This window comes from Martinezella rhizogenes (genome assembly GCF_027460065.1).
In the GTDB taxonomy this organism is placed as follows: domain Bacteria; phylum Pseudomonadota; class Alphaproteobacteria; order Rhizobiales; family Rhizobiaceae; genus Agrobacterium; species Agrobacterium rhizogenes_C.
This window is the reverse complement of sequence record NZ_JAPYZZ010000001.1, coordinates 682,675-697,500: the sequence shown is the minus strand read 5'-3', so window position 1 is coordinate 697,500 and position 14,826 is coordinate 682,675. Positions and strand designations below refer to the sequence as shown.

The 14,826-nt window shown below is 56.7% G+C and carries 10 protein-coding genes, 1 tRNA gene, 1 rRNA gene and 1 riboswitch (1 of these 13 only partly in view); of the genes, 11 read left to right on the top strand and 1 reads right to left on the bottom strand.

Features of this window, described 5'->3' with window-relative positions; genetic code table 11:
* The 3 genes from O8B93_RS03395 to recQ all read left to right on the top strand — a co-directional run.
* A 23S ribosomal RNA gene (locus O8B93_RS03395) occupies window positions 1-2,713 on the top strand (it extends 85 nt beyond the left edge of the window).
* A gap of 332 nt (window positions 2,714-3,045) precedes the next feature.
* Window positions 3,046-3,122: transfer RNA gene (locus O8B93_RS03390), tRNA-Met, on the top strand.
* Between the two features lie 145 nt (window positions 3,123-3,267).
* Complete coding sequence (gene recQ, locus O8B93_RS03385; protein WP_269708385.1) at window positions 3,268-5,076, top strand: DNA helicase RecQ; 1,809 nt, start codon at window positions 3,268-3,270, stop codon at window positions 5,074-5,076.
* Window positions 5,077-5,125: 49 nt separating this feature from the next.
* Here the strand turns inward: recQ and O8B93_RS03380 are convergent, their stop codons facing one another.
* The gene (locus O8B93_RS03380) at window positions 5,126-6,358 is read right to left on the bottom strand and encodes an ROK family transcriptional regulator (protein ID WP_269708384.1); all 1,233 of its coding nucleotides are present in this window, start codon (window positions 6,356-6,358) and stop codon (window positions 5,126-5,128) included.
* 264 nt (window positions 6,359-6,622) lie between these two features.
* Between O8B93_RS03380 and O8B93_RS03375 the strand changes: the two genes are divergently transcribed.
* The 8 genes from O8B93_RS03375 (at window position 6,623) to nrdF (ending at window position 14,824) form a co-directional block, all read left to right on the top strand.
* On the top strand, window positions 6,623-7,645 hold the full coding sequence (locus O8B93_RS03375; RefSeq protein ID WP_080826949.1) for a sugar ABC transporter substrate-binding protein: 1,023 nt from the start codon (window positions 6,623-6,625) through the stop codon (window positions 7,643-7,645).
* Window positions 7,646-7,870: 225 nt separating this feature from the next.
* Window positions 7,871-8,953 carry an ABC transporter permease gene (locus tag O8B93_RS03370; protein ID WP_269341414.1) on the top strand — a complete coding sequence of 361 codons (1,083 nt, stop codon included), beginning with the start codon at window positions 7,871-7,873 and terminating at the stop codon, window positions 8,951-8,953.
* Window positions 8,953-9,735: an ATP-binding cassette domain-containing protein gene (locus O8B93_RS03365; RefSeq protein WP_003524281.1), complete on the top strand. Its 783-nt coding sequence runs from the start codon at window positions 8,953-8,955 to the stop codon at window positions 9,733-9,735. Before O8B93_RS03370 ends, O8B93_RS03365 begins: the two co-directional genes overlap by 1 nt.
* Window positions 9,732-10,361 carry a nucleoside triphosphate hydrolase gene (locus O8B93_RS03360; protein WP_269708383.1) on the top strand — a complete coding sequence of 210 codons (630 nt, stop codon included), beginning with the start codon at window positions 9,732-9,734 and terminating at the stop codon, window positions 10,359-10,361. Before O8B93_RS03365 ends, O8B93_RS03360 begins: the two co-directional genes overlap by 4 nt.
* A 133-nt stretch (window positions 10,362-10,494) precedes the next feature.
* A riboswitch (cobalamin riboswitch) is annotated at window positions 10,495-10,718 on the top strand.
* Between the two features lie 308 nt (window positions 10,719-11,026).
* On the top strand, window positions 11,027-11,248 hold the full coding sequence (gene nrdH, locus O8B93_RS03355) for a glutaredoxin-like protein NrdH (protein WP_003524283.1): 222 nt from the start codon (window positions 11,027-11,029) through the stop codon (window positions 11,246-11,248).
* A 12-nt stretch (window positions 11,249-11,260) separates the two neighbouring features.
* Window positions 11,261-11,659 carry a class Ib ribonucleoside-diphosphate reductase assembly flavoprotein NrdI gene (nrdI, locus tag O8B93_RS03350; protein ID WP_174006205.1) on the top strand — a complete coding sequence of 133 codons (399 nt, stop codon included), beginning with the start codon at window positions 11,261-11,263 and terminating at the stop codon, window positions 11,657-11,659.
* A complete protein-coding gene (gene nrdE, locus O8B93_RS03345; protein WP_269708381.1) occupies window positions 11,647-13,833 on the top strand; it encodes a class 1b ribonucleoside-diphosphate reductase subunit alpha in 2,187 nt (728 codons plus the stop codon). The genes nrdI and nrdE overlap by 13 nt, the downstream gene beginning before the upstream one ends.
* 16 nt (window positions 13,834-13,849) lie before the next feature.
* On the top strand, window positions 13,850-14,824 hold the full coding sequence (gene nrdF / locus O8B93_RS03340; protein ID WP_269708380.1) for a class 1b ribonucleoside-diphosphate reductase subunit beta: 975 nt from the start codon (window positions 13,850-13,852) through the stop codon (window positions 14,822-14,824).
* Window positions 14,825-14,826: the final 2 nt, after the last annotated feature.

Here is a 14,826-nt window from a genome sequence, read left to right as displayed (position 1 = left end):
GCTGCGAATAAGCTTTGATCCATGGATCTCCGAATGGGGCAACCCACCTTAAATGCTTGGAAAATCCAGTCTGTTTTATGAACGGCCTGGGTTTCCAAGCATTGTGATAAGGTATCTTACTTTCGAATACATAGGGGTAAGAAGCGAACGCAGGGAACTGAAACATCTAAGTACCTGCAGGAAAGGACATCAACCGAGACTCCGCAAGTAGTGGCGAGCGAACGCGGACCAGGCCAGTGGCAATGATGAATAAAGCGGAACGATTTGGAAAGGTCGGCCATAGAGGGTGATAGCCCCTTACGCGTAGAACAGTCATTGTCCTTGAGTAGGGCGGGACACGTGAAATCCTGTCTGAACATGGGGAGACCACTCTCCAAGCCTAAGTACTCGTGCATGACCGATAGCGAACAAGTACCGTGAGGGAAAGGTGAAAAGCACCCCGACGAGGGGAGTGAAATAGAACCTGAAACCGGATGCCTACAAACAGTCGGAGCCCGCAAGGGTGACGGCGTACCTTTTGTATAATGGGTCAACGACTTAGTGTAACTAGCAAGCTTAAGCCGGTAGGTGTAGGCGCAGCGAAAGCGAGTCTGAATAGGGCGATTGAGTTAGTTGCATTAGACCCGAAACCGAGTGATCTAGCCATGAGCAGGCTGAAGGTTGGGTAACACCAACTGGAGGGCCGAACCCGTATCTGTTGCAATAGATTGGGATGACTTGTGGCTAGGGGTGAAAGGCCAATCAAACTCGGAAATAGCTGGTTCTCCGCGAAATCTATTTAGGTAGAGCGTCGACCGAATACCCTCGGGGGTAGAGCACTGGATGGGCTATGGGGACTCACCGTCTTACTGATCCTAACCAAACTCCGAATACCGAGGAGTACTAGTCGGCAGACACACGGCGGGTGCTAACGTCCGTCGTGAAAAGGGCAACAACCCTGACCTCCAGCTAAGGTCCCCAAGTCATGGCTAAGTGGGAAAGGATGTGAGGATCCCAAAACAACCAGGATGTTGGCTTAGAAGCAGCCATCATTTAAAGAAAGCGTAACAGCTCACTGGTCTAAATAAGGGTCTTTGCGCCGAAAATGTAACGGGGCTAAAGCCATGCACCGAAGCTGAGGATATGCCGTAAGGCATGTGGTAGCGGAGCGTTCCGTAAGTCTGTGAAGGCGGACCCGTGAGGGCTGCTGGAGATATCGGAAGTGCGAATGTTGACATGAGTAACGATAAAGGGAGTGAGAGACTCCCTCGCCGAAAGACCAAGGGTTCCTGCTTAAAGTTAATCTGAGCAGGGTTAGCCGGCCCCTAAGACGAGGCGGACACGCGTAGTCGATGGGAACCACGTTAATATTCGTGGGCCTGGTGGTAGTGACGGATCTCGTGTGTTGTTCAACCTTACTGGATTGGTTGGGCGGCGAAGAGGTTCCAGGAAATAGCTCCACCGTATAGACCGTACCCGAAACCGACACAGGTGGTCAGGTAGAGTATACCAAGGCGCTTGAGAGAACTATGTTGAAGGAACTCGGCAAATTGCACGCGTAACTTCGGAAGAAGCGTGACCCTTTTGTACGCAAGTATGATGGGGTGGCACAGACCAGGGGGTAGCGACTGTTTATCAAAAACACAGGGCTCTGCGAAGTAGCAATACGACGTATAGGGTCTGACGCCTGCCCGGTGCTGGAAGGTTAAAGGGAGGGGTGCAAGCTCTGAACTGAAGCCCCAGTAAACGGCGGCCGTAACTATAACGGTCCTAAGGTAGCGAAATTCCTTGTCGGGTAAGTTCCGACCTGCACGAATGGCGTAACGACTTCCCCGCTGTCTCCAACATAGACTCAGTGAAATTGAATTCCCCGTGAAGATGCGGGGTTCCTGCGGTCAGACGGAAAGACCCCGTGCACCTTTACTATAGCTTTACACTGGCATTCGCCAAGGCATGTGTAGGATAGGTGGTAGGCTTTGAAGCAGGGACGCCAGTCTTTGTGGAGCCATCCTTGAAATACCACCCTTATCTTCGTGGATGTCTAACCGCGGTCCGTTATCCGGATCCGGGACAGTGTATGGTGGGTAGTTTGACTGGGGCGGTCGCCTCCGAAAGAGTAACGGAGGCGCGCGATGGTGGGCTCAGACCGGTCGGAAATCGGTCGTCGAGTGCAATGGCATAAGCCCGCCTGACTGCGAGACTGACAAGTCGAGCAGAGACGAAAGTCGGTCATAGTGATCCGGTGGTCCCGTGTGGAAGGGCCATCGCTCAACGGATAAAAGGTACGCCGGGGATAACAGGCTGATGACCCCCAAGAGTCCATATCGACGGGGTTGTTTGGCACCTCGATGTCGACTCATCGCATCCTGGGGCTGGAGCAGGTCCCAAGGGTATGGCTGTTCGCCATTTAAAGCGGTACGTGAGTTGGGTTCAGAACGTCGTGAGACAGTTCGGTCCCTATCTGCCGTGGGTGTAGGAATATTGACAGGATCTGTCCCTAGTACGAGAGGACCGGGATGGACGTATCTCTGGTGGATCTGTTGTCCTGCCAAGGGCATAGCAGAGTAGCTATATACGGAATGGATAACCGCTGAAGGCATCTAAGCGGGAAACCAACCTGAAAACGAGTGTTCCCTATCAGAGCCGTGGAAGACGACCACGTTGATAGGACGGGTGTGGAAGCACAGCAATGTGTGAAGCTTACCGTTACTAATAGCTCGATCGACTTCTTCGTTCCCATTGAATATGTTCATCAAGCAAAGCTTGATGACATCATTGTTCTGTCCTGACGCCCGAAGGGCTCCGGACGGGCCGCGCCAAAAGGCGCGACGACCTCTGGTCTGTATGGCTGCCCCGCTCACTGTTGAGCAAAGGTGGAATACGGATGGGTCAAGTGAGACGTGTTAAATTAAATAGAGCCTTGGCTCTCCAGTTTCTCGAAAACAACGTATGTTGTTGCGTTTTGCCGACCTGGTGGTTATCGCGGGGCGGCTGCACCCAGCAGTATGCATCACAGCGTCCCTGTGATGCTATCGCGATAAATCCCATAGGGATTTACGCTGGTAACGCGGGGTGGAGCAGCCCGGTAGCTCGTCAGGCTCATAACCTGAAGGCCGCAGGTTCAAATCCTGCCCCCGCAACCAAAATACAAAAAACCCCGTAGCCAAAGCTGCGGGGTTTTTGCGTTCCTCCAGGAACGATAACAACCATCAGAAAAGCCATCTCCGGCATTGCCAGGATGCCTGAAATGGACATGATGCGCCATCAAGTCCAGCGTGGAACAACGACGTGAATGCCGATCCCTTAAATATCCTCAAGGCCGTCTATGGTTATGATGCGTTTCGCGGACGGCAGGGCGAAATCATTCAGCATGTGGTGGCGGGCAACAATGCGTTCGTTCTGATGCCGACGGGTGGCGGAAAGTCGCTTTGTTACCAGATCCCTGCACTTGCCAGAGGTGGCATGGGGCTGATCGTCTCGCCGCTGATCGCGCTGATGGTTGATCAGGTTGCCGCGCTGCGTCAGGCCGGTGTCAGGGCTGAAGCTCTCAATTCCGACCTTTCTCCGGAAGAGCGCCGCACGCTATGGCGGGATATGCGAGCCGGCAATGTCGATATTCTCTACGCTGCGCCGGAAACCCTTCTGAAGCCTGATGTCCTTGATGCGCTTCAATCCATTGACCTATCGCTGATCGCCGTCGATGAGGCCCATTGCCTGTCGCAATGGGGGCATGATTTCCGGCCGCCCTATCGCCAGCTCGACATGTTGATCGAGCGTTTTCCAAATACACCGAGGATGGCGCTGACGGCGACGGCTGACGAACCCACCCGTGCCGAGATTCTCGGCCACCTTGCCATTGATGAAGGTGATGCCTTCATTGCCGGCTTCGACCGTCCCAACATCCGCTATGCGATCATGGAGAAGGACAATCCCCGCGCGCAGCTGAAACGTTTTCTCAATGGCCGGGAGAATGAAAGCGGCATCGTTTATTGCCTGTCGAAACGCAAAGTGGACGAAACGGCGGCATGGCTGCGGGACGAGGGTCGTGACGCGTTGCCGTATCACGCTGGCATGGATAAGGCCGCCCGAGAAGAGAACCAGACCCGTTTCCAGCATGGTGAGGCAGTCATCATCGTCGCGACAGTTGCCTTCGGTATGGGGATCGACAAGCCGGATGTGCGCTTCGTCGTCCATATCGATCTGCCCGGAAGCATCGAGGCCTATTATCAGGAAACCGGTCGAGCCGGGCGCGATGGCCTGCCGTCCGATGTGCTGATGCTCTATGGTTACGAAGATATCGCCCTGCGCAACCGTTTCATCGAGGAGTCGGATGCTGCGGACCAGCGGAAATACATGGAACGACAGAAGCTCGATGCGCTGCTTGGCCTTGCGGAAACCGCGGGTTGCCGGAGGCAGGTTCTGCTCTCCTACTTCGGTGACCGGTGCGAGCCATGTGGAAATTGCGATACCTGCTCTTCGCCGCCCGATCTATTCGAGGGCGCCATTGCCGCACAGAAGCTGCTTTCCTGCATTTACCGCACGGGAGAGCGTTTCGGACAGGCCTATGTCATCAGCGTATTGCTGGGCGCGCAGGATGAGCGGATTACAAAGTTCGGGCACGATCGCATCACCACTTACGGTATCGGCAAGGAACACGACAATCGCACCTGGCGGGCCATTTTGCGCCAACTGGTGGCGTTGCGCCTGATAGAGGTGGATCTGTCCGGGCATGGCGGATTGTCCATTTCAGAGGAAGGCAGGCGGTTCCTGCGCGAAAAGCCTTCCCTGATGCTGAGAATACCGTCCGCGCCGCGGGCGACACGACGGGATGCGCCACGAAATGCAACATCGACGGCTCTGCCGGAGGCTAACCGTGGCCTCTTTGAGGCGCTGCGTGCCAAGCGCATGGAAATTGCCCGCGCGCAGAACGTTCCGCCCTATGTGATCTTCCACGACAGAACCCTCATTGAGCTCGCGGCGGCTAGACCGGCCACTGCGAAGGAGATGGCGCAGATCGCCGGCGTTGGTGAGACAAAGCTGGAGCGGTACGGCCCCGCCTTTCTGGACACGATAATACAGCACGCTGCTGGCGAATGACCGCCAGGTGAGAGAATGAAGAGCCGGGTAAGGAAATTCCGGTAAAGGCTCAGCCCGTCGTGTCCTTGAACAGAACGTTCTGATCGATGAGATAACGCGAAAACAGCGGAAGGCTTGCTCCGCCGATTGCCCGGGCCTGGCTGCCGACCGCACCTTCGATGATTTCCGGCAGTATGACACCCTGAAGATCGTGATGCTTCAGGGCAAGCCGGGTGGCGGAAACGATTCTCGTTCTGACCCAGTCGGGAAAACCACCATCGATGATGACGCTGGAAAAATCGATGATGGAGGCGGCGGCGATAACGGCCTGCGCCAGCGCGGCGGCGGTTTTTCGGATCCAGTTTTCAAGCGGTTCGCCGAAATCGATCCACTCGTCCGGGGAGAACCATAGAGGACGTGGATCGATCCCCCTTTCGCGCAGCATGTTTTCCAGAACGAAGATCGACGCGATTTTCAGCAGCTGAACCGTGTTGCCGTCCTGTCCCTGCACCGGCAACGGGCCGATTGCGCCGGCGGTGCCCGTCTTTCCGGAAAACAGCGCCGAATTCAAGACGACACCACCGCCAATAAAGGAGCCGATGAAGACGTAGAGAAAATCCGCATAGTTCTGGCCCGCGCCGAAGACCAGTTCGGCACCGCACGCGCTTGTGGCGTCATTCTGCAGAAAAACCGGATAGCTGATGCCGTCGGCAATCTCCGAGCGGATATCGACGTCCCGCCACCGCTCCATCTCGATTTGCGGCGCACCCACTTCCTGGGCCCAGTTCCACAATTCGAACGGGGCGGCGATGCCGACACCGGCAATTTTTTGCCGCTCGGCTGCAGAGAGTTTTGATTCGAGCTCGGATATGCCCTCTATGACAAAGGGCAATATCCATTCCGGCATCGGGTAGGGGTAGGTCTTGCGGAGCTTGAGCCTGATGCGACCGACGAAATCCATCAGCACGAGATCGACGCTGCGCCGGCCGATCTTGACGCCAAAAGAAAATACAGCATCGGGATTGAGGCGCATCGGTGTTGATGGCTGCCCCACCTTGCCGCGCAGTCTTTCTCCGCGAATGAGAAGCCCATCTTTCTCAAGCGAACGCATAATGACGGAAACCGTCTGTGCCGAAAGGCCGCAAAGTCTTGATATTTCGGCTTTTGACAGCCCGCCATGGCGACGAACGAGGGAGAGCACAAGCCGCTCATTATAAGCGCGCACCCCGATCTGGTTGGCGCCACCGCTCATATCCATGGTAGTGGGCGGCGCTGGCGGCGCCGTCTCGACAGATTGTCTCATAATGTCATCCTCCCGCCCGCCATATCCGCCGCGACCGATATAGGAGGCTTTATGGCAATCTTGCTATCGCAACGTTAAACGACGCGGCGATATTCCTCCTTGCCGCTTGTTAGAATGCCATACGGAATTAATAATTCAATCGGATTTATTTATTGACAGCCGTTTCCTTTGGTGGTTCCATCTGCATCAACGGTCGTCGATCTCGGAGGAGACGGGATCGTCGGGTAACCGTCACGGTGCTCAAATATCCATTGGGAGGATCTCATGAAGACCACTGTTTCCGCTCTTCTGGGCGCGCTCGCGCTTGGCGTTTCTTTCGCTTCCGTTGCATCTGCCGCCGATACGTCGGTTTGCCTGATTACCAAGACCGACACCAATCCCTTCTTCGTGAAGATGAAAGAAGGCGCGACCGCCAAGGCGAAAGAACTCGGCGTGACGCTGAAGTCCTACGCCGGCAAGATCGACGGTGATTCCGAAAGCCAGGTCGCCGCGATCGAGACCTGCATCGCCGATGGTGCCAAGGGTATCCTGATCACCGCATCGGACACCAAGGGCATCGTTCCGGCCGTACAGAAGGCGCGTGACGCCGGCCTTCTGGTCATCGCCCTCGATACGCCTCTGGAGCCCGTCGACGCCGCCGATTCCACTTTCGCCACCGATAATCTTCTGGCCGGCGAACTGATCGGCAAATGGGCCGCCGGCACGCTTGGCGACAAGGCCAAGGACGCAAAAATCGCCTTCCTAAACCTCACCCCCTCCCAGCCGACGGTTGACGTGCTGCGTAACCAGGGCTTCATGAAGGGCTTCGGCATCGACGTGAAGGACATCAACAAGATCGGCGATGAAGACGACAAGCGCATTGTTGGCCATGACGTGACCAACGGTAATGAAGAAGGTGGCCGCTCGGCGATGGAAAATCTGCTGCAGAAGGATCCGACCATCAACGTCGTCCACACCATCAATGAGCCTGCAGCTGCCGGTGCTTATGAGGCGCTGAAGGCGGTTGGCCGTGAAAAGGACGTGCTGATCGTTTCCGTTGACGGTGGTTGCCCGGGCGTCAAGAACGTGGCGGAAGGCGTGATTGGCGCGACATCGCAGCAATATCCGCTGTTGATGGCGGCGCTCGGCGTGGAAGCCGTCAAGAAGTTCGCCGATACCGGTGAGAAGCCGAAGCCGACCGCAGGCAAGAGCTTTGTCGATACCGGTGTGACGCTCGTGACCGACAAGCCGGTCAAGGGCCTCGACTCGATCGACACCAAGGAAGGTCTCAACAAGTGCTGGGGCTGATGCTTCACCGTTGAAACCCGCGGGGGCAGTTTTTGCCCCCGCCCTTGGACCAGAATGATTTCAGGCTCGATCCGGGGGATCGGACAAAGGAACAAACGAGCGTGTCGCATGCCCTGTGGGGGATAAAGACGCCGCTTCACAACACTTTGAATCTGCGCATCATACTCTTTGGAGGCTGGCCCCGGTTTCGGGGCTGATGCGATAGAGCGATCGGGAGGAAAATCCATGAGCGATCAGCCGGTGCGGGCTCAGCCGCATAATGAATTTGAAAAAGTGCTTTCGGGAAGTTCGACGCAAGTCGCTGCTTTCGATACGCACGACAAGAGCGCGCTGGAAAAATTCCAGCACTTTCTCCATTCCAGCCCGGCGGCCGTGCCGCTTATCGTTCTGGTGCTGTCGCTGATCATTTTCGGCCTGCTCCTCGGCGGCAAGTTTTTCTCCGCCTTCTCGCTGACCCTCATCCTGCAGCAGGTCGCGATCGTCGGCATCGTCGGCGCGGCGCAGTCGCTGGTCATCCTGACGGCGGGCATCGATCTGTCGGTCGGCGCAATCATGGTTCTCTCCTCCGTCATCATGGGGCAGTTCACCTTCCGCTACGGTTTGCCGGCAGAGCTTTCCATTCTCTGTGGCCTCGCCGTTGGCGCATTCTGCGGTTTCATCAATGGCGTTCTGGTCTCGCGTATGCGCCTGCCGCCCTTCATCGTTACACTCGGCATGTGGCAGATCGTGCTAGCGACCAACTTCCTTTATTCTGCGAACGAGACGATCCGCGCCCAGGATATCGCCCAGCAGGCGCCGATCCTGCAGTTCTTCGGCGCCAATATCCGTTTTGGCAACGCGGTCTTTACCTATGGCGTCATCGCCATGGTTCTGCTCGTCGCTTTGCTCTGGTATGTGCTGAACCGCACCGCCTGGGGCCGCCATCTTTATGCGGTGGGTGATGATCCGGACGCCGCCGAACTTGCCGGTGTCAACGTCAAGCGCATGCTGACCACCGTCTACACGCTGTCTGGCCTCATCTGCGCCTTCGCTGGCTGGGCCTTGATCGGCCGTATCGGCTCGGTTTCGCCGACTGCCGGTCAATTCGCCAACATTGAATCCATTACTGCGGTGGTTATCGGCGGCCTGTCGCTGTTCGGCGGACGCGGCTCCATCATGGGCATGATCTTCGGTGCCCTCATCGTCGGCGTGTTCTCGCTCGGTCTGAGACTCATCGGCACCGACCCGCAATGGACCTATCTCTTGATCGGCGTCCTCATCATCATGGCTGTCGCAATCGACCAGTGGATCAGAAAGGTAGCAGGCTGATGGCAAAGGAACCCATTCTCACAGCACGCAATCTCGTCAAGCGCTATGGTCGCGTGACCGCCCTCGATCATGCAGATTTCGACCTCTATCCGGGCGAAATCCTGGCCGTGATCGGCGACAACGGCGCCGGAAAGTCCTCGCTCATCAAGGCGATTTCCGGCGCGGTGACACCCGATGAAGGGGAAATCCGGCTGGAAGGACAGCCTGTGCAGTTCCGCTCGCCGATCGAGGCGCGCAAGGCGGGCATCGAGACGGTCTATCAGAACCTGGCGCTCTCGCCGGCGCTTTCCATAGCTGACAATATGTTTCTGGGCCGGGAAATCCGCAAACCCGGCATTCAGGGCAGCCTGTTCCGGGCGCTGGACCGCCCGGCCATGGAAAAATTCGCTCGCGAGAAGCTGTCGGAACTCGGCCTGATGACGATCCAGAACATCAATCAGGCGGTGGAAACCCTCTCCGGTGGCCAGCGTCAGGGTGTGGCCGTGGCGCGTGCGGCGGCCTTCGGTTCCAAGGTCGTCATCCTCGACGAGCCGACGGCAGCACTCGGCGTCAAGGAAAGCCGGCGTGTTCTGGAGCTTATTCTCGATGTACGGTCCCGCGGCCTGCCGATCGTCCTGATCTCGCATAACATGCCGCATGTCTTCGAGGTTGCGGATCGCATCCATATTCACCGCCTGGGCAAGCGCCTGTGCGTCATCAATCCGAAGGACTATTCGATGTCGGATGCCGTCGCCTTCATGACGGGCGCCAAGGAAGCGCCGAAGGAAACGCTTGCCGCATGACGCTGAAGCTTGAAACGATCGTCGAGGATGTTCTTCGGCGGGCAGAAGGTAAATCCCGTTTTATCGTTGCCATTGCCGGTCCCCCTGGGGCCGGCAAATCCACGCTGGCGAACGCCCTTTGTGATGCTTTGCTCACGCGCGGCGAGACGGCCGCCGTTCTGCCGATGGACGGCTTCCATATGGATAACGGTATTCTTGAGGAGCGGGGGCTGCTGTCGCGAAAGGGCGCGCCCGAAACTTTCGATGTGCGCGGTTTCCTCGATATAGTTTCGGCCGTTCGTAAAGGTGGGCAGGAAGTCCTCGTCCCGATTTTCGACCGTTCCCGCGAAATCGCCATTGCGTCCGCCCGCGCTATCGTACCGGAAACACGTTTCGTCCTTGCCGAAGGCAACTACCTGCTGCTGAACGAAGCGCCGTGGACGACGCTTTCCGGGAGCTTCGACCTCACCATCCTTGTGGGTCCCTCCGTCGCGGTGCTGGAAGAGAGGCTGCGCAACAGATGGTTGGGCTATGGTCTCGATGCCGCTCAAATCCACGCCAAACTATTCGAGAACGATCTTCCCAACGGAAAAAGGGTGATCGAAAACGCCCGTCCAGCCGATATTCGCATCGATATCTGGGAATAGATTAACGCTTTTCCGTTCTTCAGCCGCAAAGCGCATTTGCCGTTAAGCCTTTGTTGACCATGTGTTGAATCTTTTTGATCCACAGGGTGGGGCTTTTGTGTGTCTATTCATTGACGCGAAAATTTCCTCATATACTATATGTGGTGTTCGAGGTTCTTCCGATTCGCAAGGATTGGGAGCTAAGACGGGAATTCGGTGCGTAACGCCATCCAGGCGGAGCAAGGCCGAAACTGCCCCCGCAACTGTAAGCGGTGAGCATCGTTCCGATTTGGGTCACTGGGGCTGAAAGCTCCGGGAAGGCCGGGACAGATGTTGTGACCCGCAAGTCAGGAGACCTGCCTTGAGCGCAAACGTCCACGGGCGGGGTGTCCGGAGGAAGGTGTATGACGCAAATGATTTGCGTTCGCCCTTTTCTGCCCCCTCCAGAACAAGCTTCGGGGTGAAGTCATGCCAGTGCATTTTTTTGAGTTGCTACGCTCGTCGGCGTAGAGAGTGATTTTCTGCGGCTTGAAGATCGCCAGGAAAAGGGAACCCGGTTTCCGCCTGGAATGCGACGAACTCTCCAAGCTGCACGTTTTGCCTGAATGACAGATCCATCGCCACCCGATTGCGAGTGCAATCGGCAATGTTGAGCCGTGTCCTAAATCGGCTTCGAAAGGGAAATTATGACCGTCACCGTTTACAGCAAACCCGCCTGCGTCCAATGCACCGCCACGTACCGCGCCCTCGATCGCATCGGCGTTCCCTATGAGATTGTCGATATTTCCGAGGATGCTGATGCGCTCGATCACGTCCGTGGCCTTGGTTATATGCAGGTTCCCGTGGTCGTCGCCGGCGAACGCCATTGGGCGGGTTTCCGGCCTGACATGATCGGCTCGATCAGCTGAGGCGGTGGGGCGATGGGCCTGATCGTCTATTATTCCAGCCGCTCTGAAAACACCCATCGTTTCCTTCTGAAACTGGGACGGCGTTTGTTTCGCCTGCCGCTCGGCGCCGAGGATGACGTGCCTCAGGTGTCGGAGCCCTATGTGCTCGTTACCCCCACCTATGGGGGTGGCGGCACGAAAGGGGCCGTGCCGAAACCGGTTATCCGGTTCTTGAACGAGCCCTCCAACAGAAATCTCATTCGCGGCGTCATCGCGGCGGGCAACACGAATTTTGGCGCAGCTTTCGCATCCGCCGGAGATATCGTCTCGCGCAAGTGCGCAGTGCCGTTTCTCTATCGCTTCGAGCTTCTCGGCACGGAGGAAGATGTCGCCAACGTCAAACATGGATTGGAACGATTTTGGACACGCTGACCTCGAGCGCGCTGCGCAAGGACGCCAAACAGCCGGTAGCCGCAAGCCAGAAACCGCTCGATGCGGCTCTGGACTACCACGCACTGAACGCGATGCTGAACCTTTATGACGAGAACGGGAAGATCCAACTCGACAAGGATCGCCTCGCCGCCCGGCAATATTTCCTCCAGCACGTCAACCAGAATACCGTGTTTTTCCATAACCTCAGGGAAAAACTCGATTATCTGGTGACGGAGGGATATTACGAGCAGGAGGTGCTGGATCAGTACTCCTTCAATTTCGTCCGCGACCTCTATGACGAGGCTTATGCCCGGAAATTCCGCTTCCCGACCTTTCTCGGCGCCTTCAAATATTACACCTCCTACACGCTGAAGACCTTCGACGGAAAACGTTATCTCGAGCGTTATGAGGATCGCGTCTGCATGGTGGCGCTGGCTCTCGCGCGTGGTGATGAACAGCTTGCCCGCGATCTGGTCGATGAGATCATTTCCGGCCGCTTCCAGCCGGCAACACCGACATTTCTCAACGCCGGTAAGAAGAGCCGCGGCGAGCTGGTCTCGTGTTTTCTGCTGCGCGTGGAAGACAATATGGAAAGCATCGGCCGCTCCATCAATTCGGCGCTGCAGCTTTCCAAGCGCGGCGGCGGCGTGGCGCTGTCCTTGACCAATATTCGCGAATTCGGAGCACCGATCAAGCAGATCGAAAACCAGTCGTCCGGCGTCATTCCTGTCATGAAGTTGCTGGAAGATTCGTTTTCTTACGCCAACCAGCTGGGTGCACGCCAGGGTGCCGGCGCGGTCTATCTGCACGCCCACCACCCTGACATCATGCGCTTCCTCGATACGAAGCGTGAAAATGCCGACGAAAAGATCCGCATCAAGACCCTGTCGCTCGGCGTGGTGATCCCGGACATCACCTTCGAACTCGCCCGCAACAATGAGGATATGTACCTGTTTTCGCCCTATGATGTGGAGCGGGTCTATGGTGTGCCGTTGACAGAGATTTCGGTCAGCGAAAAATATCACGAAATGGTCGCCGACAGCCGCATCCGCAAGAAGAAGATCAAGGCGCGCGAATTCTTCCAGGTGATCGCCGAAATCCAGTTCGAGAGCGGTTACCCCTACATCATGTTCGAGGATACGGTGAACCGCGCCAACCCGGTCGCCGGCCGAATCAGCATGAGCAATCTGTGCTCGGAAATCCTGCAGGTCAGCGAGGCGAGCGAATTCAACGCAGATTTGTCCTATAGCCATATGGGCAAGGATATTTCCTGCAATCTCGGTTCGCTCAACATTGCTTCGGCGATGGATTCGGCCGATTTCGGCAAGACCATCGAGACCTCGATCCGGGCGCTGACCGCGGTGTCGGACATGAGCCATATTTCCTCCGTTCCCTCGGTGGAAAAGGGCAATGACGCCAGCCACGCCATCGGGCTTGGCCAGATGAACCTGCACGGTTATCTGGCGCGCGAACGCATCTTTTATGGTTCCGAAGAAGGCGTCGATTTCACCAATATCTATTTCTACACGGTGACCTATCATGCCATCCGCGCCAGCAACCGGCTGGCGGTGGAAAGGGGCCAGAGCTTCAAGGGCTTTGAGAACTCCAAATATGCCTCGGGCGACTATTTCGACAAATATACCGACAGGGAATGGTTGCCCGCGACGGAAAAGGTCCGCGAGTTGTTCGAAAAGGCCGGCATTGCCATTCCGACACAGGAAGACTGGACGACCTTGAGGCATGACGTCATGGCATCAGGTCTCTATAACCAGAACCTGCAGGCCGTGCCGCCAACGGGTTCGATCTCCTATATCAACCACTCCACCTCCTCCATTCATCCGATTGTTTCGAAAATCGAGATCCGTAAAGAGGGTAAGATCGGCCGCGTTTATTACCCGGCTTCCTATCTCTCGAACGATAATCTCGAATATTATCAGGATGCCTATGAGATCGGTCCCGAGAAGATCATCGACACCTATGCGGCGGCCACTCAGCATGTCGATCAGGGTCTGTCGCTGACACTGTTCTTCCGCGATACGGCGACGACGCGCGATATCAACCGGGCGCAGATCTACGCCTGGAAGAAGGGCATCAAGACCATTTACTATATTCGTTTGCGCCAGATGGCGCTGGAAGGCACGCAGGTTCAGGGCTGCGTTTCCTGCACGCTCTGATTTGAGGGACAAGAGAATGAATATCGCCGTAAAACCTGCGTCCCGCATCCGCGCGGTCAACTGGAACCGGATCGAGGACGACAAGGATCTCGAAGTCTGGAACCGCCTGACCTCGAATTTCTGGCTGCCGGAAAAGGTGCCGCTTTCCAACGACATCCCCTCCTGGGGAACCCTGAAGCCGGAAGAGCAGAAGCTGACGATCCGGGTCTTCACCGGGCTGACATTGCTCGACACCATCCAGAACGGCGTCGGCGCCGTGCGCCTGATGCCGGATTCGGCGACGCCGCATGAGGAGGCCGTGCTTTCCAACATCTCCTTCATGGAGGCTGTGCACGCCCGCTCCTACTCCTCGATCTTCTCGACGCTGTGCTCCACGCCCGATGTCGACGACGCCTATCGTTGGTCGGAGGAAAACGAGTTTCTGCAACGCAAATCCGCGATCATCATGCGGGAATATGACAGCGGTGATCCGCTGAAGAAGAAGATTGCCAGCGTGTTTCTGGAAAGCTTCCTGTTCTATTCCGGCTTCTACCTGCCGATGTTCTGGTCAAGCCGCGCCAAGCTCACCAACACGGCAGACCTCATCCGCCTCATCATCCGCGATGAGGCCGTGCACGGCTATTATATCGGCTACAAATTCCAGCGGGCGCTGGACCGCCTTGGCGAGACACAAAGACAGGAGATCAAGGACTTCGCTTTTGATCTGCTGCTCGAGCTTTACGACAACGAGGCGAAATATACCGAGGACCTCTATGACGGTGTCGGCCTGACGGAAGACGTCAAGCAGTTCCTGCATTACAACGCTAACAAGGCCCTGATGAATCTGGGTTATGAAGCGCTGTTTCCCGCCGAGGCCTGCCGGGTCAATCCGGCGATCCTTTCCGCGCTCTCGCCCAATGCCGATGAAAATCACGACTTCTTCTCAGGTTCCGGCTCGTCCTATGTCATTGGCAAGGCGGTCGCCACCGAGGATGAAGACTGGGATTTCTGAAG